The organism is Pseudomonas sp. H2_D02 (assembly GCF_054677635.1).
Genome location: NZ_CP162816.1, coordinates 3,922,785 through 3,944,317, shown reverse-complemented (window position 1 = coordinate 3,944,317; position 21,533 = coordinate 3,922,785). Strand labels below are relative to the sequence as shown.

Sequence of the window (21,533 nt, the reverse complement as noted above, 5' to 3'; positions counted from 1 at the left end):
AGGTGTCAAGACATGTCAAAGCAACCCCGCCGAAAACTACGACCGACCATGGCCGACGTCGCCCGGGAAGCCGGCGTGAGCCTGTCGACCGTCGACCGAGTTCTGAACCTGCGCGCCGATGTCCGCGCCGACACCGCCCAGCGCATCGCCGCGGCGGCCGGGCGCTTGGGTTTTCATGCCAAGGCCGTGATCGAGCAACGGGTGCTCAACGACCGTCCCACCTTGCGCTTGGGCTTCCTGTTGCAGAAAAGCGGGGTGCCGTTCTACCAAGGGCTGGCCCACGCCCTGTCAAACGCCGCCGCCACCTGCGCGCGAGCGCGCATTCGGGTGGTCATCGGTTACCTGGACGACCTCGACCCCGTCAACGTGGCGCAACGCATCCTGGCCCTGCGCGACCAGGTGGACGGCCTCGGCGTGGTGGCGGTCGATCACCCCAGGGTGCGCGAGGCGGTGGCCCAATTGCGTGAGACAGGCATATCGGTGGTAGCGTTGCTGTCGGAATTGTCGAGCAGCTGCCGGCACCGGCTACGCCGGCCTCGACAACCGCCTCACAGGCCGTACGGCTGGCTGGTTCATCAGCCGCCTCGCCAGGCAGCCCGGTCCAGCGGCGGTCATGCTCAGCAGCCAGCGTTTCCAGTGCCAGGAATTGTGCGAACTGAGCTTTCGCAGCTACCTGGCGGAGCAGTCCGGTGAATGGGAACTGCTCGCCTCGCGCCTGACCCTGGAAGACGATGAATTCGCTTATGGCAATACGCTCGACCTGCTCACGGCAGAACCCGACCTGGCGGGGCTCTATGTGGCTGGCGGCGGCATCGCCGGGGTGTTGCGCGCCCTGCGTAGCCTTCAGGAACAACAGCTTCGCCTGCCCGTGGTGGTGTGCCATGACCTCACGCCGCTGACCCGCGACGCGTTGAAGACCGGGTTGGTCCAGGCAGTACTTTCCCATCCGGTGATCGCCTTGGCGGAAGAGGCCGTCGATGCCTTGGTCGAGGCTGCGACGGCCACGTTGGCAGGGCCGGTGGCGAGGCGGGTGGTGCCGCTGCAGGTTGATGTACCGGAAAGCGTCTAGGGAAAATCCCAAGGTATTTGCCTACAAAAAAGCTGTACAAAACTATGATGTTGTACAAATATCGGTTTGCCTTCGCAAACCGGTTGCTTGCCCATGCCCAGATCCTTAGCCGCCCGCCACCGCTTGATAAGTGCCATGAGCCTTGCGCTGGCGCTGTACGCCAGTGATGCCTTGGCGGATTGGCGCGAGGCCTTGCCCGGAGCGGATCTGATCGGCGAGGCAGATTTTCGCTGGTACGGGTTCGCCGTCTACCGGGCGCGGCTCTGGAGCACCGTGTCCAAGCCGAGCCTGGACACGCCTTTTGCCCTTGAACTCGATTATCGGCGCCGCATCAGCAAGCAGGACCTGGTCGAAACCAGCCTTGAGGAAATGCAACGCGTCACCGGCACGGTGCAGGATGCCGGGCGCCTGGAAGCCTGGGCGGCGCAGATGCGCGGTGCCTTTGTCGATGTGCAACCCGGCACTCGCATCACCGGCGTGTACCTGCCCGGCCAAGGCAGTCGCTTTTATGTCGATGGACGCCTTTCCCGCGAGATTGCCGACACGCTGTTCTCCCGATGTTTTTTCTCGATCTGGCTCGATCCGCGCACGCGTCATCCCGAGTTGCGCCAACGATTGCTGGGGCTCGATACGTCAAACGCAAAAAGGAGCACGCCATGATCCGTCTGCTGGCCATCTTGTTGCTGGTGATGGGCCTGACCAGTTGCGGCAATGTCAACGTAGGCCGCTATGCCGACCAGCAACCGCAACTCGATCTGGAGCGTTTCTTCAGCAAACCCGTCAAGGCCTGGGGCATCTATCAGAAGCGCTCGGGCGAAGTGATCAAGCGTTTCGAAGTGGATATTTCCAGCCGCCGCGAGGGCGATCGACTGATACTCGACGAGCGTTTTCTCTACAGCGATGGAAGCCGGCAGCGTAGGGTCTGGACATTGACGCCAACCGGCCCGGGCCTTTGGAGTGGTCGCGCCGACGATGTAATTGGCGAGGCGTTAGGGGAGGTGGCGGGCAATGCGCTGCGCTGGCGCTATCGACTGAACCTGCAAGTGGACGATTCCACTTACGAGGTGACGTTTGACGACTGGATGTACCTGATGGACGAGGACACGCTGATCAACCGCTCCAGCATGAGCAAGGCCGGCATCGAACTGGGACAAGTGACGCTGTTCTTCCGTCGCCAGGCGGGGGACATGCCATGACTTTGAAAGAACTGCTCCAACTGGCCGTCGAGGGTCGGATCGTCGAGTTGGAATTGCTCTCACTGGAAGGCGGAATCTACCTTCTACGTGTCCGATTGGACCGGGAAGTGCTCACGTTGCTTGACGAGTCGGGACATTCGTTTCGAGTTCGCTCCACCACGCATCTGCGGGAGCTGTTGCGCGATGTGCCGCGCCTGCCCTGTACGCTGATTCAACAGGTTGTCCATGATGAAATGTGCGGCCAGCGTGAAGGGCTGATCGAGCCGCTGCGCCTGCCGCTTTTCCTGGATGAGCCTTGGTAGACAGGCCGATGCCGTGGCTATTGGGCGTCGGCCAGGCGTACGGCCAGCGGCAGCCCTATCGCCCATAGCGGCGCCAGCACCAGCGCGGTGCCGAGCATCCCCAGCGGCAGTGAAACACCCGCCAGTGGTGCGCCCGCGCAGTAGGCGAGGGGGGCCGCCGACTGCGCCCGCGAGGGCGCCAAGCCACAGCTTTTTTCCAGCCCATGCCAGGCTGTGGCGCAGCCCGCTGGCAAAAACCAGCCAGAGCAGCGCCAGCCACAGCGGCAACGGGCTTTCAGCGAATTCGAACAGGCCCAAGATCCCCAGGCTTCCATCCAGCAACATACCGCTCACACCGACACGCAGCATCGCCCGACGCTCGGCCTTCGGGTCGGGGCACAACAGTAGGTGAGCGAGCAATCCAACCACCACGGCAGCAAGCCATGCCGGCTGGTGCGCACCCAGTACACACGCCCACCAGCCCAATTGCAGCCAGAGCGCATTGGCAATCAGCGCGGTGCGACTGATCATGCTTGACGCTGTTCCAGCAAGGGCGCGGGGCGGGCCCCGGGGGCGGCGAACAGCAGTTGCGCGACGCCAATGGCCCGCTCCTGGAACCCGCCCTCGCAATAGCACAGGTAAAACTCCCAAAGGCGCTGGAACGTCTCGTCATAACCCAACGCCAGCAGGGCCTGGCGCGACTGCCGGAAGTTGTCGTGCCAGTGGCGCAGGGTGCGGGCGTAATGCGCGCCAAAATCTTCCAGGTGCAGCAAGTTGAGCGGGGTCTGGGCACTGGCGGTCTTGAGCAGCATCGACAGGGACGGAAGCGCCCCACCAGGAAAGATGTGCCGCTGGATGAAATCCACCGAGCGCCGGGCCTGGTCGTAGCGTTGGTCGCGAATGGTGATGGCCTGGATCAGCATCAGGCCGTCGTCCTTGAGCAGCGCGGCGCAGCGGCGGAAATACTCGGGCAGGTAGCGATGGCCGACCGCTTCGATCATCTCGATGGACACCAATTTATCGAAGCGTCCCTCCAGGTCGCGGTAATCCTGGCACAGCACTTCGATGCGTTGTTGCAGGCCCAGCGCCGCGACACGTTGACAGGTATGCGCGTACTGCTCTTGGGAAAGTGTCGTGGTGGTGACTTTGCAGCCGTAATGGGTCGCCGCATGGATGGCCAGGCTGCCCCAACCGGTGCCGATCTCCAGCAGATGGTCGCCGGGTCGCAGATCAAGCTTCTGGCAGATGCGCTCGAGCTTGTTGACCTGGGCCTGTTCGAGGCTTTGTTCGGCATGTTCGAACATGGCCGCCGAATACATCATCGTTGGATCTAGCAAGCGTTCGAACAGCTCGTTGCCCAGGTCGTAATGGGCCATGATGTTGCGCCGCGAGCCTTTGCGACTGTTGCGATTGAGCCAGTGCAAGCCGCGCAGCAAAGGCCGGCCCAGGCGTGCCAGGCCGCTGTCCATGGCATCGAGCACGTCAAGATTGGCGACGAACAGGCGAGTGACGGCGGTGAGGTCGTTGCTGCGCCAGTAGCCGTGGATATACGCCTCGCCGGCACCGATCGAACCATTGCCGACGACCATGCCCCAGACGGCACCGTCCAGTATCTCGGCCTCGGCCACCAAAGGGCTGGACACGTCGCCAAAGCTCAACGGCTCGCCATCCAGCATGAGGCGCAGGTGGCCGTGACGCAGGCGACGCAGTTGTGCGAACACGGCCTGTTTGAACAGGCCGCCGCTCAACGGACAGCCGCCGCTGGCCTTAGTGACGCTCAGGGTGGGTTCGGACATGGTCTGGATCCTTATGGGCGGTTTGGCCGACAGTCAGGCTGCCATCGCTGGCCTGATGATCGTGCAAGGGAGTGCGTTTGAAGAGCAGGCGCAGGGCCTGCCAATAGATGGCGCTCACGGTGCGCAAGCTCATCCACGGAAACGCCAGCACGTAGCGACGCAGTGCTGGCGCGTCGAGAGGGCGACGTTGCAATGCGAGGTCGGCCTCGAACACCTTTTGGCCGGCGCGCCAGTTTTCCATGTGCACGCGGATGTGCGAGCCCTGGATCAGGAAGCGCATGCGGTAGTCCATGTCCCGTGGCAGGAACGGTGAAACATGGAACGCCTTGGCGACCTGGAACAGGCGCGGCTCGCCGAGGGTTACCGGCAGCACGTAATGGTGGCGCTCACGCCAGGGTGTGTTACGCACTTCACAGAGAATTGCCGCCAGGCGCCCGGCAGTGTCATGGCAGAAGAAGAAACTCACCGGATTGAATGACAGGCCCCAACTGCGTGGTTGGGTCAACAGATGGATTGCGCCTTGAGGAACGGAGCCCAGCGCTTGCCCTACGACTTCCCGCACCGCTTGAACCAGCGGGATGCCCGCTTGGGTAAGGGTCGGCAGGTAGTCACGCTCACGCCAGCACAGCGGCGCCACACGCCATGGCCGCAGTAAACGTGACAGTCTCAGCAGGCTCGCTTGTTCGGCGAGATCGAGGTAAAACATGCCGATCGGATACCGGAACGCGTGGACGCGCGGCGTATGGCGCCGATGATCGATCCAGCCGTGACACAGGCTGCTGTTCAAAGCACTTCTCCGAAATGCTCCGCCACGGCGAGCGCGCTGACGACGCCGTCTTCATGGAAGCCATTGGCCCAGTAGGCGCCGCAGAAATAGCTGTGCTGCTGTCCTTGCAGGTCATTTTGCCGAGCCTGGGCGGCGATCCCGGCGAGGCTGTATTGCGGGTGGGCGTAGTCGAAGCGGGCGAGGACCTTGGCCGGGTCCACCGACGCGCTTTGGTTCAGGCTCACGCAGAACGTCACCGGCGCATCGAACCCCTGGAGAATGTTCATGTTGTAGGTCAATGCGGCAGGTGCCTGTGGCGGACCGCCCAGACGGTAGTTCCAGCTCGCCCAGGCGTTCTGGCGCCGTGGCAATAATCGAGTGTCGGTGTGCAGCAGCACCTCGTTGTGGGCGTAGGCCAGGGCACCGAGCACATCGACTTCATCGACGCTTGGGGTTTCGAGCAGCGCCAGGGCCTGGTCGCTGTGGCAGGCGAATACCACCTTGTCGAATCGCTCCGGGCCACGATGGCTGTGCACGGTCACGCCGTCGGCGTCGCGGCTGACCCGCTGCACCGGACAGTCGAGATGGATGCGTTGGCGAAAGCGGGCGCACAACGGCTCGATGTAGGCGCGGGAACCGCCTTCGAGCACTCGCCATTGCGGACGCTGGTTAACCGACAGCAGGCCGTGGTTGTGGCAGAAACGCACGAAAAATTGCAGCGGGAACGCCAGCATTCCGGCCGGCGACATCGACCAGATCGCCGAGCCCATCGGCACGATGTAATGGTCGATGAAGCGTTGGCCGTAGCGCCGGTCGTGCAGGTAATCACCCAGTCGAGTGGCGCTATCGATACGCTGCGCCTTGAGGTCCGCAGTCGCCTCGCGGTTGAACCTGAGAATATCCAGCAGCATGCCCCAGAAGCCTGGAGACAACAGGTTGCGCCGCATGGGCGAACAGACTGCCCAGGCTGTGCCCTTTGTATTCCTGGCCGGACGCTGGGTCATGCACCGAGAAACTCATTTCCGTCGGGCGCGACGCCACGCCCAACTGGTCCAGCAAGCGGATGAAGTTCGGGTAGGTCCAGTCGTTGTAAACAATGAAACCGGTGTCCACGCCGTAGCGTCGGCCCTGCCAATCGACATCCACGGTATGGGTATGGCCGCCGATCCGGTTGTCAGCTTCGAACACCGTAATCTGATGCTGGCGGGCCAACAGGTAGGCGCACGTCAGTCCCGAGATACCGCTGCCGATGATTGCGATGCGCATGGTTCAAGTCCTTTCCGCGTTACGTGAAAGACGACGGCCAAGCGCAAGGCGCCAGCGCGCAGGCAGGTGCCCGAGCAACCGCATGACAAAAATGAAGGCCCACGGAAACGCGATATCCAGCGGGCGCGCGCCCAGGCGTCGCGCGATGTGCTGCGCGGCCCGTTGTGCCGACCAGATCTGGGGCATCGGGAAGTCATTGCGCCGGGTCAGGGGCGTATCGACAAAACCGGGGCTCACCAGGGTGACGTCGATGCCTTCGGCAGCCAGGTCGATGCGCAATGACTCGAGCAGGTAACGCAACGCGGCCTTGGATGCGCCGTAGGCACCGGCCCGGGGCAGGGCCAGCCAGGTCACCGCGCTGCACACGGCGACCAGATGCGGCGCTTGGCCTCGGCGCAACAGGGGCAAGACCGCTTCCAGGCAATGGCAGGTGCCGAGCAGGTTGGTGTCGAGTACGCGCTCCACCAGGCGTGTGTCGAACTGCCCCGGTTCCAGGTATTCGCAGGTGCCAGCGTTGAGAATCACCTGATCGAGGGCGGCCCATTCGACGTCGATGCGCTGGATAATGCAGGACACCTGCGCGGGATCGCTGAGGTCCCCCGGCAGCACCAATACCTGGTTTGGATAGCGTTCAGCCAAGGCTTGCAGTGGGCCGATTTGCCGCGCGCTCAATGCCAGGTGATGACCCTGTCCAAGCAGCACCGCGGCCAGCTCGGCGCCGATTCCGCTGCTGGCACCGGTCAGCCAGATGCGGCTCATGCCAGCCTCCGCTTGAGCCAGCGAATGAGCGGCCCGAAGAGAGGCAAGTGCTCGTAGAGCAGGGCGCCGGCATGTCGAAGAAATCCCGATGCAGATAGACCCGATCGTTCCAGCGCAAGTAGCTGCAGCCTGCCAATTCGATCGGTGCACCGCCGTTCAGGCGCGGGTGACGAAAGCGCAGCGTCCAGCGCAGGTAGCCCTCGCCGGTGGCGGTTTCATCGTAGCCATGAAAGTCGTAATGCACGTCGCGGACGTTGGCGTAGAGCTGGGCGAAGTAATCGCGCAAGGCCGGCAGCCCTTCTACCCGGTGCAATGGGTCTTGGAAGAGCACATCGTCGCTGTAGAGCCTGTCGAGTTCGGCCAGACGGCTGGCGTCCAGTTCGGCGAACGCGTGGGCGAAACCCTTGAGAAAGGCAGACATGTCAGGCTCCGAAAGTTGTACATGGTGGTATTCCTGTACAAGTATTCGGAGCGTACTGCATGAGTTGTACGAGATAAAGTGTTTTGTATAAGTATTTCGCAGTTCTGTACAACGTAAGGTGGCGAGCAATGGAGCGCTTCCATGCGCCCCGCTGTGTGCCTGCCTTTATTGCGTGGGCAGGCTCGGATAATCCGTATAACCCGCTTCTTCGCCCTGATAGAACGTGGCTGGATCTGCCGCATTCAACGCCTCACCCAACCTGAAACGCTCCACCAGGTCCGGATTCGCCAGGAACGGTGTGCCAAACGCCACCAAGTCCGCCGAGCCCTGGCTGATCGCCATGCCCGCACGTTCAGCGCTGTAGCCGCCGTTGGCGATGTACGGGCCGCCAAAGCGCCGCTTGAGTTCGACGAAATCGAACGGGCCTTCGCCCAATTCGACAATGTGCAGGTACGCCAGGCCATAGCGGCTGAGCATCCGGGCCGTGTAGTCGAAAGTTGCCTGGGGATGACTGTCGCTCATCGAGAAATAGCTGAAGATCGGCGACATGCGAACGCCAACGCGGCTGGCGCCGAAGACTTCGATCACCGACTCGACCACTTCCTTGAGAAAGCGCGCGCGGTTTTCGATCGAGCCACCGTAGGCATCGGTGCGCTGGTTGGTGCCGTCACGCAGGAACTGGTCGATCAGGTAGCCGTTGGCGCCGTGGATTTCCACGCCGTCGAAACCGGCGAGCTTGGCGTTGAGGGCGGCCTGGCGGAAATCGTCGATCACCCCAGGGATTTCATCCAGCGCCAATGCCCGTGGCAGTTCATAGGGCTTGAGGCCTTCGGCGGTATAGATTTCACCGTCGGCCTTGATCGCCGACGGGGCCACGGGCAGGGCGCCGTCAGCCTGGACCAGGGAGTGGGACAACCGGCCCACGTGCCAGAGTTGCAAGTAGATTTGCCCACCTTGGGCGTGAACAGCGTCGGTCACCTGTTTCCAGCCGGCGACTTGCTGGCTGGTGAAAATCCCGGGGGTGCGCAGATAACCCTTGCCTTGGGCCGAAACCTGCGAGCCTTCGGTAACAATGAGCCCGGCGCTGGCCCGCTGGCTGTAGTACTCGGCCATGAGCGGCGTCGCGACATCGCCGTCGCCTGCGCGGCTGCGGGTCATGGGCGCCATGACCATGCGGTTTTTCAAGGACAGCGTGCCGACTTGGACGCGGGAAAGCAGAAGATCAAGACCGATGTGGCTCATGAGGCACCTTTGATTATCAGGATTGAAAAGGGGTATCGAGGGACGGCTAGGCCAGCCGCCCTTGTTGTTTCAACTGGGCGCCGATGCGGCGGATTTCGCTTTCGCCCTGTTCCAGTGCGGCCTCGCTGGTGTGGACTGAGTAGTGACCCATCACCAGGTCGTGGGGATGCTTGACCGCCGAACCGAGCACGAAGGAGGTCGCGCCCCGGGCAACGATGTCGATGGCTGCGGCGGAGTCCTGGAAGATCACCATTTCCCCAGCAGTGATATTTGCGTCCGCGTCGAGGCTGCCGCTGTTGACGGCCAGCCACGCAACGTCGTGTCCGGCCGGCGGTGTGTAGCGCCAGCGCTCCTTGTCCTTGAGCTGCACGGCCAGGTAGTTCATGCCGGCGGGCGCGGCAACGCTGCTGCGCGCGGCGCCGTATTGGCCAAGCAGGACCAGCGCCGGACCTTCCCGAGGAATCTCGGAGGGCGCGAGATAAACGCTGTGGGCCGGGGCATTCTCCTGGGCCGGCGGCAACGCTACCCAGAGCTGGAAACCGCGTATGGCGGAGCCGCCAACGGGCCGGGCGTCATGCCAGACGCCGTCACCGGCTTGCATCCACTCCATGCCGCCACTCGGTAGCGTGCCGGATTTGCCGGTGGTGTCCTCATAGGCCACTTCGCCCTCGATCATGTAGGTCAGTGTTGCGATCCCGGAATGAGGGTGCATGCCGAAGCCGCGTGGCATGCCCTTGGCGTTTAATTCGAACAGGTCGAGAAACACGAAAGGTTTGCACAGTTGGCCGAGATCGCCGGGGCTCATGAGCCGAGTGATAGGCCCATGGCTGTTGCCGCGGGTACGGTGGACGATGGCGCGCTGTGGCGTCGCGACGATGCTGTTCATGAAAGACCTCGGAGTTCTGAAGCACGTTGGCGTCGATGGGGAAAGCGTAAGCCGCTTCCAATGGCTTGATTAGCCGATACAATCGGATTGAACTCATCCAGAAAACGAAGGAATGCCGATGCTGGACCTGAACGACGTGGCGCTTTTTGTCCAAGTGGTGCGCAGCGGCAGTTTTGCCGAAGCGGCCAGGCGGCTGGGCATGCCTTCGAACACCGTCAGCCGGCGCGTCCAGCAGCTGGAAGCGCAGTTGGGGACGCGGTTGCTGCAACGGTCGACGCGCAAGCTCACGTTGACCCATGTGGGCGAGGGGTTCTATGAGCGTTGCGTGGGCGCGGTAGACGGCTTGATGGATGCGGGCCAGGCACTGATGCACGGCAGTGACGAACCAGCCGGCCTGGTGCGGATCGCCGCGATGGCGGATTTCTTCGACTTCTTCCCGATGGAATGGATTGCGGACTTCCTCGCCGCGCATCCGCGGGTGCAACTCGATTTCGTGCTCAGCGATGCCCGTGTCGACTTGATTGCCGATCGCATTGATGTCGCGTTTCGAGGCGGTGTGCTGCAGGACTCGGGGTACGTGGGTCGGCAACTGCTGAGCAATGCCAGCGACGGCATGGTCGCCAGCCCGGCCTACATCGCTGCGTGGGGCATGCCGACGTCGCTGGATGACCTGGCTCGGCACTACAGCGTGAATTTTCCCCATCCCAGTGGGCTGAGCCAGTGGCAGCTCATCGGTCCGGATGGCCATGAAGTGGAAGTGCAGATACCCAGCCGCTTCAACGCCAATACCGCCCAGGCATTGCGCAAGGCAGCGGTAGCGGGCCTGGGCATCGCCGTGCTTCCGTCGGCGCTGAGCGCCATGGACCTCGAAGCCGGCCGGCTGGTGCGCGTGCTGCCGCAGTACCAACGAAGCGGTTTCGGCCTGAACGTGCTTTACCCCAGCCGACGGCAACTGCCCTTGGCGGTCTCGGCATTCATCGGGTTGGTGATGGAGACACTCGAGCTCAAGGCGTTCCCGGCCCGGCCGGGCTGAACGCACCTTTTCGGTACTTCTTGACCTTGGATTGCCCTCGGTTGGCGCAACGCCGGACCGAGCAGTTTTTTCCTTCCCAGCCGCAATAAAAAGCCTCGTTTCGCAAATTCCTGCCTGCCAACACAATCGCCTCGACAGCTCATTTCGATAGCTGCAATCGCAGAACAACAAGAAAAGATACCCGAGGCGGCACCGCGCCGACCTGAGCCAAGCCCACTGCCGGAAGTGCCCAGACATGCCCGTTGAAACCCTACGCATCGATACGCTTGTAATAGGCGCCGGCCAGGCCGGCGTCGCCATGAGTGAACATTTGAGCCGCCAAGGCGTGCCGCACCTGGTGGTCGAGCGCAACCGCATCGCCGAGGCCTGGCGCACGGCGCGCTGGGATTCGCTGGTCGCCAACGGCCCGGCCTGGCATGACCGATTTCCCGGGCTCGAATTCGCCGGCCTGGATCCCGATGCCTTTGCCTCCAAGGACCAGGTGGCCGAGTACTTCGAAGCCTATGCCCGCAAATTCAATGCGCCGATTCGCACCGGGGTGGAGGTGCGCAAGGTCGAGCGCACTGTCGGTCGCCCGGGTTTCACCGTTGATACGTCGGACGGCCTGATCGAAGCCACCAATGTGGTAGTCGCCACCGGGCCCTTCCAACGCCCCGTCATCCCGCCCATCGCGCCTGAAATGGCAACGGTCACCCAGATTCATTCCGCGCAATACCGCAACCCCGCGCAGTTGGCCGAAGGCGCCGTGCTGGTGGTCGGCGCGGGGTCGTCGGGGGTGCAGATCGCCGATGAACTGCAGCGCGCCGGCGAGGCAGGTCTATCTCTCTGTCGGCGCTCACGATCGTCCGCCACGGGCCTATCGCAACCGGGATTTCTGCTGGTGGCTGGGGGTGTTGGGCGAGTGGGATGCCGAAGCCGTCAAGCCGGGCAAGGAGCACGTGACCATCGCCGTGAGCGGGGCGCGGGGCGGCCATACCGTGGATTTTCGTCGGCTGGCCCACGAAGGCATCACGCTGGTGGGCCTGACGCGGGCCTTCAACGGCAGCGTGGTGAGTTTCGAGTCCAACCTTGCCGAGAACATCGCCCGTGGCGATGAGAACTACCTGGCCTTGCTCGACGCTGCCGATGCCTATATCGAGCGCAATGGCCTGGACCTGCCGCCCGAACCCGAGGCGCGCCGGTTGTTGCCCGACCCTGCATGCATGACCCATCCGATCCAGGAGCTGGACCTGGCCGAGTCGGGCGTCACGACCATCATCTGGGCCACCGGGTATTCGGTGGATTACAGCTGGCTGAACGTCGATGTGTTGAAAGCCGACGGCAAGCCTCGCCATCAGCGCGGCGTCAGTAGCGAGCCGGGCCTCTATTTCGTCGGCCTGCCATGGCTGTCGCGGCGCGGCTCGGCGTTCATCTGGGGCGTGTGGCACGACGCCCGGCACATCACCGACCACATCGTCAAACAACGCACGTACTTCGACTACCGCGATGCATCCCAACGCGATTCGCAACCTTTGAAAACCAGCCTGACGGGAGTTCGTTGATGCCTACTCATACTCGCATCCGCATGTTCAACACCAAGGACACCTACCCGAACCAGACCCTGGACAACGACCTCTGCCAGGCCGTGCGCGCGGGCAATACCGTGTACGTCCGTGGACAGGTCGGCACCGATTTCGACGGCCAGTTGGTCGGCCTCGGCGACCCGCGTGCCCAGGCCGAGCAGGCCATGCGCAACGTCAAGCAATTGCTGGAAGAAGCCGGCAGCGACCTGAGCCACATCGTCAAGACCACCACCTACCTGATCGACCCGCGTTACCGCGAGCCGGTGTACCAGGAGGTCGGCAAATGGCTCAAGGGCGTGTTCCCGATTTCCACCGGGCTGGTGGTCAGCGCCCTCGGCCAGCCGCAGTGGCTGATGGAAATCGATGTGATCGCGGTCATCCCCGAATAAGGAGTACGACATGACGTTTTCCATCGTCGGACGCTGCGCCGAAACCGGCCAGTTGGGCATCGCCATCAGCTCTTCGAGCATTGCCGTCGGCGCCCGTTGCCCGTGGCTGCGGGCCGGGGTGGGCGCGGTGTCGAGCCAGAACATCACATTGCCTGCGCTGGGGCCGCAGATCCTCGACGAATTGGCGGCCGGTTCGAGGGCGCAGGAGGCGCTGGACCGTGCCCTGGCGCGTAACGGCTACAGCGAGTATCGCCAGGTCGCCGTGGTGGATGCCCAGGGGCGCACGGCGGTTTTCAGTGGTCGCCACGCCTTGGGTGTCAACGGCGTCGTGGTCGGTGAGCAGTGTGTGGCGGCCGGCAATCTGCTAGCGGGCGATGGGGTCATCGCCGCCATGGTCGCGGCATTCGAGCAGGGCGAGGGCAGTCTTGCGTCCCGGCTGTTGGGCGCATTGCAGGCGGGACAGGCCGCCGGTGGCGAAGCCGGAGCGGTGCATTCGGCGGCGTTGTCAGTGGTGGATGACCTGACCTGGCCAATCGTCGATCTGCGGGTGGATTGGGCGGAGGAAAACCCCATCGGCGAACTGGAGAAGCTCTGGCTCGCCTATCAGCCGCAGTTGCAGGACTACCTGACCCGCGCCCTTGATCCAACCCAGGCGCCCAGCTATGGAGTGCCGGGCGATGAGTGAGCTGCGCAGCCGCGCGCTGCTCGCCGAACTGGTGGGCTTTGCCACGGTCAGCCGCGATTCGAACCTGGCACTGATCGAGTTCGTCCGCGATTACCTGCTAGGGCTGGGCGTGAGCAGCGAGCTGATCTACAACGCCGAGCGCACCAAGGCCAACCTGTTGGCGAGTATCGGCCCGTCGGTGCCGGGTGGCGTGGTGCTGTCCGGGCATACCGATGTGGTGCCGGTGGATGGGCAAGCCTGGACGGTCGAGCCGTTCCGGTTGAGCGAGCGGGACGGCAAGTTGTTCGGGCGCGGTACGGCGGACATGAAAGGCTACCTGGCTTGCGTGCTCGCGGCGGTGCCGACTTTTCTCGCCAGCCCGCTGCGGCGTCCGGTGCACCTGGCCTTTTCCTATGACGAAGAAGTCGGTTGCCTGGGTGTGCGCAGTCTGCTGGAAATCCTGCCGCAACGGGTTCCGCAACCGGCCTTGTGCCTGATCGGCGAACCCACCGAGTTGCAACCGGTGCTGGGCCACAAGGGCAAATTGGCGATGCGTTGCCATGTCAAGGGCGCGCCTTGCCATTCCGCCTACGCGCCCTACGGGGTCAATGCCATCGAGCAGGCGGCGCGCCTGATCGGCCAGCTGGGTGAGATCGGCGCCGAGCTGGCCGAGCCTTCGCAGCACGACGTGCGTTTCGACCCGGCCTATTCGACGGTGCAGGTCGGCGTGATCCAGGGCGGCACGGCACTGAACATCGTCCCCGCCGATTGCCGCTTCGACTTCGAGGTACGCGCCTTGCCGGATTTCGCCCCGCAGCGGGTGATGGAGAAATTGCAGGACTACGCCGAACAGGCGCTGCTGCCAAGGATGCGGGCGGTTCACGCCGACACCGCGATCCGTTTCGAGCCTTTGTCGGCCTATCCCGGCCTGGCGACCTCGGCGGACAGCGAAGCCGCGCGCCTGGTTGCCCGACTCTGTGGCAGCGATGCCTTCGGCACCGTGGCGTTTGGCACCGAAGGCGGGCTGTTCCACCAGGCCGGCATCCCGTCGGTGGTCTGCGGTCCCGGCAGCATGGACCAGGGTCACAAACCCGACGAGTACGTGAGTGTCGAGCAAATGGCCGCCTGCGATCGGTTGATGGATCGCCTGGCGATTCACCTGAGCGAGCCCGATGGACGGGACCCAGGATGAACAGTTTTGTAATCGCTGTAGACCACGCCGCCCGCGCCTACGGTCACTTTTGAGTCCCGTCGCCGACTCGTGCGGGCGAGCCGGCATTTTCGAGGAACCGCTTCATGTCCAGATCCTTGCGTTGCAACATTGCGTGTGCCCTGGCGTTGCTGAGCACCAGCGTCCTGGCCGCGCCACAAAGCCTGACCGTGATTTCATTCGGCGGCGCCACCAAGTTGGCCCAGGACAAGGCCTACTTCCAACCCTTCAACGCCAGCGGTGCGGGAAACATCGTGGCCGGCGAATACAACGGCGAGCTGTCGAAAATCAAGGCGATGGTCGCGGCCGGGCACACCAGTTGGGACGTGGTCGAGGTGGAAAGTCCCGAGCTGCTGCGCGGTTGTGAAGAAGGCTTGTTCGAAAGACTCGACCCGACGGTCATCGGCAAACCCGGGGATTTCGTGCCGGGAGCGCTCACCGAGTGCGGCGTGGCGACGTACGTCTGGTCGATGGTCCTGGCGTATGACCAGAGCAAACTTGCGAAGGCGCCGACGTCCTGGGCGGATTTCTGGAACGTGAAGGCGTACCCGGGCAAGCGCGGTTTGCGCAAGGGCGCCAAGTACACCCTGGAAATCGCCTTGCTGGCGGATGGCGTCAAGACCGAGGACGTGTACAAGGTCTTGAACACACCGGAGGGCGTCACACGGGCATTTGCCAAGCTGGACCAGATCAAGCCGAACATCCAGTGGTGGGAGGCAGGCGCCCAGCCGGCGCAATGGCTGGTGGCCGGGGACGTGGCGATGAGTGCCGCCTACAACGGTCGCATCGCCTCGGCGCAGAAGGAAGGCATGAAACTGAGCATCGTCTGGCCGCAAAGCCTGTATGACCCGGAGTATTGGGCGGTGGTCAAAGGCACGCCTAACAAGGCCCTGGCCGAAAAGTTCATCGCCTTTGCCAGCCAGCCGCAGACGCAGAAAGTTTTCTCGGAGAACATCCCGTACGGACCGGTGCATCGCCAGACGCTGGGCCTGTTGCCCGCTGAAGTCCGTGAGCAACTGCCCACCGCCGAGGCCAACCTGGCGCAGGCGCAAGCCGTAGACGCGGAGTTCTGGGTCGATCATGGCGAGGAGCTGGAGCAGCGTTTCAACGCCTGGGCGGCTCGCTAGCTACTAAACAGCACGATAACCACTGTGGCGAGGGGATTTAGCGAAACGTCGCACCGCCCCGCTGGACTGCGAAGCGGTCCCAAAAAAGCGGTCGCGACTTATCTGATATGCCGTGAGCGCAGATCAAGGGTCTGCTGCGCAGCCCAGCGGGGATAAATCCCCTCGCCACAGAAAACATAGCGTCTTCAAGTACAGCGGAGTGACTCGCCTACGCCAACCACTCCTTGAACTGCTCCTTGCAATAATCCACGAACAACTGCGCCGGCTTGGTCAGGTGCGCGCGCTTGAGCCAACCGGCCACCAGTGCCGAACCCGTCACGTCCTCGGCGATACTCACGCATACCACGTGCTGTCCGTCGTAGGTGCAGGTCGATTGCGGGCGGGTCACCAGCACGGCGAAGCCAAATCCCTGGCCGACCATGCCGCGCACCATCTCGATGGAAGGCGAGCTGAAGACGATGTTTGGCGTGAGGCCCAGCTCCTCGAAAATGCTGACGAAATAGGTACGGCTGGGCTGGACGTCCAGCAGGATCATCGGTTCAAGCACCAGGTCGCGCAGCGATACCTGCGATTGATTGGCGAAGCGGTGATCCGTGCGGCAGCAATGCATAAGGCCGTTGCGGCGCCGTCAGCGCTTCGGTTTCGATCGTGCTGTCGAGGTCGTGCTCATAAAAAATCGCCAGGTCGAAACGCCCACCGGTCAGGCCCTGGACCAGCTCCTGCTGCTCGCCGTCCTGCACGCGGATCTCCACGCCGGGAAAGCGCTCGCGAAAACCCGCGATCAGCCGTGGCAGGTAGAGCGGGGCGACGGTTTCGAAGCAACCGATGTCGATCTGTCCACTGACCACGTCGTTGTCGGCCAATGCGTTCTGCTCGAACTCCCGGGCCATGCGCAACAGCTCCTGGGCCTTGCGATAGAAACGCGCACCGGCCGGGGTCAGCGAGACGCCCTGGGCGTGATGGCGGATCAACAATTGCACGCCGAAACTGTCTTCCAGGCCCTTGACCGCCGTGGCAATCGACGGCTGGGCGATGTACAGCTTGCGGGAGGCTTCGGCGACGCTGCCACATTCCACGGTGGTGACGAAATACTTCAACTGACGCAGGGAATAGGACGCCACGGCACACCTCGATCCGGATGGTTTCGCCTACCTTACCGTGAGCCGCCGGTGCGGGGCGACGGGGGTTGCAACGGATTTTGCTGGGCAGTGGCGATATCCAGGCTGGCTTGTCGAGCGGGCAGAAAAAACGCCCGCCGAAAAATCCTTGGCAGGCGTCTGGGAAAAACCGGCACAGAAGGAGGGACTGGCCGGAGTAGGGCGCGTCTGGATATGAGGATCAGGCCACCGGGATGGAGGGGTCAGCCGCCGCCAAGGCGGTTGCGCGGTCGGCGGCGGGCGGATAGATCCACACCGAGTTGATCTGGTGCTTGAGCTCCTTGGCTTCCTGGCCGAGCAACTTCACTTGGCGGTCCCAGCCTTCGGTGTACACCGCGCCCCATGCGCCGAGATCCAGGCACGTCACGTACTTGGGTTGGCTGTAGGTCATCGGCGCGACGCCGAGCAGGTCGGCGGCAACGTTGTTGCCCGCGTAGCGGCCCAGGGCGATGGCGTGCTGGCAAGACATGACCGCGTAATTGCCGAGGTCGTCGGTCGCGGCATAGGCCACGTCGCCGGTGGCGTAGACGTCGTTTTGTCCCAGGACTTTCAGATGCCCGTCGACATGCAATCGGCCCTGGCGATCGTGGGTTCCAGGTATTTGTTCGGTCAGTGGGCTTGCGCGAAAACCGACCGTCCAGATCACGGTCCTGGATTCGATGCGCTGGCCGTCCGATAGGGTGACACCGCTGGCATCCACCGATTCGACCGAGGCATTGAGGATCCACTCGATACCCAGCTGATCGGAGGCTTCGATGATCGAAGGGCTGATCCCTTCGCCCAGCGCGGCACCGATTGACGGTCCACGGTCGACGACGATCACGCGGATGTTGGCATCGCTGCCGAGAACGGCGCGCAGGCGGGCGGGCATTTCGGTGGCGGTTTCGATCCCGGTGAAGCCACCGCCGGCCACCACCACGGTGTTGCGAGCGGGGCTGTCGGGCAGGGTTGCGAGGGATTTGAGATGGGCTTCCAGGCGCGCAGCCTGTTCGATCTCATCGACGTCGAACGCGTGTTCCAGCATGCCTTCCAGCTCCGGGCGCATCAGCTTGCTGCCCGCCGCGAGTACCAGCCGGTCGTAGCTTTGCGTGGCGAGGCTGCCGAAAACGTCGCGGTAGCCGACTTGTTTGCGGTTTACGTCGATGCTTTCGGCGACACCGTGGATGAAGTTCACGCCGACCGCATCGAACAACTCGCCCAAGGGCGCCATCATGGTATGGACGTCGGGCTCATAGAAACGCGGGCGGATGCGCAACTCCGCCTGGGGCGCCAGGACGCTGATCTGTACATCGTTGCGATCATGCTGGTCGAGCAGGCGAGCGGCGCTGAGTGCGCTCCATACCCCGCCAAAACCGGCGCCGACGATCAAGATGTGCTGTTTCATGATGTGCTCCCAAAGACGAAATCGATACGTTGAATTGTTTGTTTCAGCGTGACCGTGTGGCGAACGAGCGGAAGGGCTTGGCCTGGCGTTTGGAATCGCCAGGCGTATTCAGCTTCGGTTCGCTGTGGGAGATGGTAGGTGGTGGAGAGAGGCGGGGCACTTCTACATAGGGTCAGTGCGGGCATGCGTGGGTGTGAGGGGACTATACGAAGGTATGGACGAAGGTATGGAAAAACCCCATCAACCCCCACCAAACAGATCCCGGGAATCCAACAGCCGCCAGGCAATTTCAGGCCGCTTCTCCAGCCCTCGCCGAATCGCAGCCGGAATCGACTGGCGAATCTTGCGGCACAGCCCTGGCTGCTCCTGAAATTCAATGGCAATACCGCGCATGGTGCGAACCTCGTTATGACCCGGCTCGATCGTCACCCGCACGCCCAGGTTCTCGAACAGCCGCTGCTGCAACCGTTCGAGCTCGTCCAGGCTCTGGATATTCTCCAATCGCTCAAGCAGGCGCTTCTCCTCCTGGCGATTCAGGCAAAGGATGCGCAAATCGCTGCCAGGCGTTTGCAGCAATGCATCACGCCCGCAATCACACACGCCAGGCGGGCAGGGGGGACGGATCGGAATCGACGCGGTCATGGGCTCCACGAGATCTGCGACACAGCAAAACCGCCTTTTGGCGTAGGGGCGACCCAGGCAATGTGATGCCTGGCGGCGCGTCGGTCAACCCTTCGAACGGGCCGCCTGTCCGCGCGCTGCGCAAGGCCCGCTCGTCAGTTTCGCCAGGATCCGATCAAATTTTTCAGCGCCAGCCGTGTTCAAGAAGACAAACACGTCGCGGCCCGCTTCGTCAGCAGGTCGCACCTGGAAAAGGAGACTCCCTTCGATGCAATCCAATCCGTCCACCTTACCGCTGCTGGAAGAGCTGCTGATGGCCCGCGGGCCCGGCGGGCAGGAGCACGAAGTGCGCGATATCTGCCTGCGGGAGCTGGAGCCGCACTGCGACGAAACCTGGGTCGATCCGGCCGGCAATGTCATCGGCCTGATCAAGGGAAACCTGTCAGGCGCTGAAACGAATTCGCCGGTCCGGATCATGGCGCACCTGGACGAAATCGCCATGCTGGTCAAGCGTATCGAGCCCGACGGCACGTTGCGGGTGGTCTCACTGGGCGGCGCCAATCCGATCAACTTCGGGGTGTGCCCGGTGGACATTCTCGGTGACCGGGACTTCATCCCCGGTGTGTTGTCATTCGGATCGATGCACAGCACTGGTGAAACCCATCAGGGGGCGGATGTGCTGTCGGGGAACGTCAATTGGGGCGATGTGCATGTGATCACCCGATGCTCCGGTGAACAGTTGCAAACCCATGGCGTACGCCCCGGCACGCGAGTGGTCTTGAGCCAGCACTGGCGGCGCCCGTTTCGGGTCGGCGATGCCATCGCCGCGCATTTCCTCGATGACCGCGCGCCCATGGTCGCCAGCCTCCAGGCCGCCACGTTATTGGGCAGCCGCCGCGAGGCGCTCACGCACGACGTGTATTTCGTGTTCACCACGCAAGAAGAGGAATCCAATCGCCGGCGCGCTCTACGCCGCCAGCCACCTGCCAGGGGATGCGACGGTTGCCGTTGAGGTCGGCCCCGTGGTCGCGGAATACGCCACCCGCCTGGGCGTCGATCCGATCATCAACACCGGCGATAAAAACGGCTGCTACCACCGTGGGATCGTCGACCAGTTGTACCAGGCCGGCAAGCGCTGCGGGCTGACGCCACAATTCGCGCTGCTGGCGGATTTCGCCAGCGATGCCAGTGCGATCATGAGCAGTGGGGTGTCGGCCCAAGGCGGCTGCATTGCGATCCCGACGGAAAATACCCACGGTTACGAACTGATCGTGGACGGAAGTATCGAGGCCTGCGCTGGAACGTTGCTGGAGTTTTTGCTGAATCGAACCAAAGACTGACAAAAAACAGTGTGGGAGCGAGCTTGCTCCGGGCGGCGTTCCGACGATGGCGGCCGGCCAGTCAACAGAGGTGTCGACTGCCAGCTCATCGCGAGCAAGCTCGCTCCCACAGGTTGGGGTCAGTCCAGGTTTGGGTATTACAGCCCCAGATCGGAAAGCCCCGGGTGATCGTCTGGCCGACGGCCCAGCGGCCAGTGGAATTTACGTTCGCTTTCCTTGATCGGCATGTCGTTGATGCAGGCGTAGCGGTTGGACATCAGCCCCTCGTTGTTGAACTCCCAATTCTCATTGCCATAGGAACGGAACCAGTTGCCCGAATCGTCGTGCCATTCATAGGCGTAACGCACGGCAATGCGGTTGTCGGTGAAGGCCCAGAGTTCCTTGATCAGCCGGTAATCCAGTTCCTTGGCCCACTTGCGAGTCAGGAAAGCCTTGGCTTCTTCCCGGCTATGGGCGAATTCGGCGCGGTTGCGCCATTGGGTATCGAGGGTATAGGCCAGCGAAACTTTCTGCGGATCGCGAGAGTTCCAGCCGTCTTCGGCCAGGCGAACTTTCTCGATGGCTGTTTCACGGGTGAACGGCGGCAGCGGTGGACGAACTTCGGCAGAGGACGACATGGCAAATCTCCAGATGATGAGTGCATAAATAACAGGCGGTCTTGCAGGTACGCGTGTTGCTTATTCAATGGCCAGCAGGGTCTTCAATACGTCTTGGGCCTGATCGGCAGCGTCGTGATCGCCCATGACCAGCGCGAGGGTGATGGCGCCGTCGATCAGAATGAGCACCTGCCGAGCCAGCTGCTCCGGCCGCTCGATGCCTTGCTCGACACACAGGCCGGTCACGTAGTCGAGCAACTTCTGCTTGTGCATTTTCGCCACTTGGCGAACCGGATCCCGGGGGTCGCCGGTTTCGCCGCTGGTATTGATGAACGCACAGCCGCGGAAGCCTTCGCTCTCGAACCAGCCCTTGAGCACAGGGAACAGGTTGAGCAGCCGTGCGAGCGGGGTCGGCGCCTTGTCCACTTCGCCGCTGAACCATTGCATCCAGCGTTCGTCCCGGCGCTTGAGCGCAGCAACGACCAGATCGTCCTTGTTGGCGAAGTAGCGATAGATACTTTTCCTGGAGACGCCGGCGGTTTTCACCAGGAGATCCATGCCGGTGGCAGCGATGCCACTTTTGTAGATCAGTTTTTCGGCGACATCGAGGATGATGTCTCGTGTTTCACTGCTATTGATTTCGTTCATGGGCCTAAAAGTAGAATGATCGTTCTCCTTGGTCAAATGTTTTTTTTCATCGGGCGGGGGAGGCCCAAAGCCGTCCATCATGGTGTAAGCTCGTCGGTTCTTCGGATTTGACCTTTTGCG

General features: G+C 62.8%; 17 protein-coding genes and 7 pseudogenes. 11 read left to right on the top strand and 13 right to left on the bottom strand.

What is annotated here, in order from left to right:
* The first annotated feature begins 12 nt into the window (after positions 1-12).
* The 4 genes and pseudogenes from AB4N42_RS18135 to AB4N42_RS18120 all read left to right on the top strand — a co-directional run bounded on the left by AB4N42_RS18135 (position 13) and on the right by AB4N42_RS18120 (position 2,567).
* Positions 13-1,069: pseudogene (locus AB4N42_RS18135) on the top strand (LacI family DNA-binding transcriptional regulator).
* Positions 1,070-1,162: 93 nt separating this feature from the next.
* Positions 1,163-1,729 (top strand): chalcone isomerase family protein, encoded by a 567-nt coding sequence (locus AB4N42_RS18130; RefSeq protein WP_033864438.1) that lies wholly within the window; start codon positions 1,163-1,165, stop codon positions 1,727-1,729.
* Positions 1,726-2,265 carry a DUF3833 domain-containing protein gene (locus AB4N42_RS18125; protein ID WP_030138823.1) on the top strand — a complete coding sequence of 180 codons (540 nt, stop codon included), beginning with the start codon at positions 1,726-1,728 and terminating at the stop codon, positions 2,263-2,265. Before AB4N42_RS18130 ends, AB4N42_RS18125 begins: the two co-directional genes overlap by 4 nt.
* Positions 2,262-2,567: a DUF6482 family protein gene (locus AB4N42_RS18120; protein WP_030138824.1), complete on the top strand. Its 306-nt coding sequence runs from the start codon at positions 2,262-2,264 to the stop codon at positions 2,565-2,567. Before AB4N42_RS18125 ends, AB4N42_RS18120 begins: the two co-directional genes overlap by 4 nt.
* Positions 2,568-2,584: 17 nt before the next feature.
* Here the strand turns inward: AB4N42_RS18120 and AB4N42_RS18115 are convergent.
* From AB4N42_RS18115 to AB4N42_RS18080, 8 genes and pseudogenes are all read right to left on the bottom strand, one after another.
* Positions 2,585-3,077: pseudogene (locus tag AB4N42_RS18115) on the bottom strand (DUF2878 domain-containing protein).
* A complete protein-coding gene (locus AB4N42_RS18110; protein WP_460115101.1) occupies positions 3,074-4,342 on the bottom strand; it encodes a class I SAM-dependent methyltransferase in 1,269 nt (422 codons plus the stop codon). The pseudogene AB4N42_RS18115 and the gene AB4N42_RS18110 overlap by 4 nt, the downstream one beginning before the upstream one ends.
* The gene (locus tag AB4N42_RS18105) at positions 4,314-5,129 is read right to left on the bottom strand and encodes a DUF1365 domain-containing protein (RefSeq protein ID WP_460115100.1); all 816 of its coding nucleotides are present in this window, start codon (positions 5,127-5,129) and stop codon (positions 4,314-4,316) included. Before AB4N42_RS18105 ends, AB4N42_RS18110 begins: the two co-directional genes overlap by 29 nt.
* Positions 5,126-6,374 (bottom strand): annotated as a pseudogene (locus tag AB4N42_RS18100) (NAD(P)/FAD-dependent oxidoreductase). Before AB4N42_RS18100 ends, AB4N42_RS18105 begins: the two are co-directional and overlap by 4 nt.
* A gap of 3 nt (positions 6,375-6,377) precedes the next feature.
* On the bottom strand, positions 6,378-7,133 hold the full coding sequence (locus AB4N42_RS18095; RefSeq protein WP_198796525.1) for an SDR family NAD(P)-dependent oxidoreductase: 756 nt from the start codon (positions 7,131-7,133) through the stop codon (positions 6,378-6,380).
* Positions 7,130-7,554 (bottom strand): annotated as a pseudogene (locus tag AB4N42_RS18090) (nuclear transport factor 2 family protein). The gene AB4N42_RS18095 and the pseudogene AB4N42_RS18090 overlap by 4 nt, the downstream one beginning before the upstream one ends.
* 165 nt (positions 7,555-7,719) lie before the next feature.
* Positions 7,720-8,796, bottom strand: coding sequence for an alkene reductase (locus AB4N42_RS18085; RefSeq protein ID WP_460115099.1), 1,077 nt, complete (start codon positions 8,794-8,796; stop codon positions 7,720-7,722).
* Positions 8,797-8,842: 46 nt separating this feature from the next.
* The gene (locus AB4N42_RS18080; protein ID WP_460115098.1) at positions 8,843-9,682 is read right to left on the bottom strand and encodes a pirin family protein; all 840 of its coding nucleotides are present in this window, start codon (positions 9,680-9,682) and stop codon (positions 8,843-8,845) included.
* A gap of 118 nt (positions 9,683-9,800) precedes the next feature.
* On the opposite strand from AB4N42_RS18080, the gene AB4N42_RS18075 reads away from it, so the two are divergent.
* The 6 genes and pseudogenes from AB4N42_RS18075 to AB4N42_RS18050 all read left to right on the top strand — a co-directional run bounded on the left by AB4N42_RS18075 (position 9,801) and on the right by AB4N42_RS18050 (position 15,667).
* Entirely contained in the window at positions 9,801-10,715 is a 915-nt protein-coding gene (locus AB4N42_RS18075; protein ID WP_460115097.1) for a LysR family transcriptional regulator, read from the top strand.
* A 235-nt stretch (positions 10,716-10,950) separates the two neighbouring features.
* Positions 10,951-12,256: pseudogene (locus tag AB4N42_RS18070) on the top strand (flavin-containing monooxygenase).
* Entirely contained in the window at positions 12,256-12,666 is a 411-nt protein-coding gene (locus tag AB4N42_RS18065) for a RidA family protein (RefSeq protein ID WP_003182257.1), read from the top strand. The pseudogene AB4N42_RS18070 and the gene AB4N42_RS18065 overlap by 1 nt, the downstream one beginning before the upstream one ends.
* A gap of 10 nt (positions 12,667-12,676) precedes the next feature.
* Positions 12,677-13,351 (top strand): DUF1028 domain-containing protein, encoded by a 675-nt coding sequence (locus AB4N42_RS18060; protein ID WP_030138835.1) that lies wholly within the window; start codon positions 12,677-12,679, stop codon positions 13,349-13,351.
* A complete protein-coding gene (gene argE, locus AB4N42_RS18055; RefSeq protein WP_460115096.1) occupies positions 13,344-14,522 on the top strand; it encodes an acetylornithine deacetylase in 1,179 nt (392 codons plus the stop codon). Before AB4N42_RS18060 ends, argE begins: the two co-directional genes overlap by 8 nt.
* A gap of 104 nt (positions 14,523-14,626) precedes the next feature.
* Positions 14,627-15,667: an ABC transporter substrate-binding protein gene (locus AB4N42_RS18050; protein ID WP_198796519.1), complete on the top strand. Its 1,041-nt coding sequence runs from the start codon at positions 14,627-14,629 to the stop codon at positions 15,665-15,667.
* Between the two features lie 208 nt (positions 15,668-15,875).
* Here the strand turns inward: AB4N42_RS18050 and AB4N42_RS18045 are convergent.
* The 3 genes and pseudogenes from AB4N42_RS18045 to AB4N42_RS18035 all read right to left on the bottom strand — a co-directional run bounded on the left by AB4N42_RS18045 (position 15,876) and on the right by AB4N42_RS18035 (position 18,850).
* Positions 15,876-16,788: pseudogene (locus tag AB4N42_RS18045) on the bottom strand (LysR substrate-binding domain-containing protein).
* A gap of 217 nt (positions 16,789-17,005) precedes the next feature.
* Positions 17,006-18,208, bottom strand: coding sequence for an NAD(P)/FAD-dependent oxidoreductase (locus tag AB4N42_RS18040; RefSeq protein ID WP_198796517.1), 1,203 nt, complete (start codon positions 18,206-18,208; stop codon positions 17,006-17,008).
* 240 nt (positions 18,209-18,448) lie between these two features.
* Positions 18,449-18,850: a hypothetical protein gene (locus AB4N42_RS18035; RefSeq protein WP_030138840.1), complete on the bottom strand. Its 402-nt coding sequence runs from the start codon at positions 18,848-18,850 to the stop codon at positions 18,449-18,451.
* Positions 18,851-19,097: 247 nt separating this feature from the next.
* On the opposite strand from AB4N42_RS18035, the pseudogene AB4N42_RS18030 reads away from it, so the two are divergent.
* Positions 19,098-20,169 (top strand): annotated as a pseudogene (locus tag AB4N42_RS18030) (M42 family metallopeptidase).
* A 137-nt stretch (positions 20,170-20,306) separates the two neighbouring features.
* Here the strand turns inward: AB4N42_RS18030 and AB4N42_RS18025 are convergent.
* Complete coding sequence (locus AB4N42_RS18025; RefSeq protein ID WP_030138842.1) at positions 20,307-20,786, bottom strand: nuclear transport factor 2 family protein; 480 nt, start codon at positions 20,784-20,786, stop codon at positions 20,307-20,309.
* A 60-nt stretch (positions 20,787-20,846) separates the two neighbouring features.
* On the bottom strand, positions 20,847-21,413 hold the full coding sequence (locus AB4N42_RS18020; protein WP_030138843.1) for a TetR/AcrR family transcriptional regulator: 567 nt from the start codon (positions 21,411-21,413) through the stop codon (positions 20,847-20,849).
* Positions 21,414-21,533: the final 120 nt, after the last annotated feature.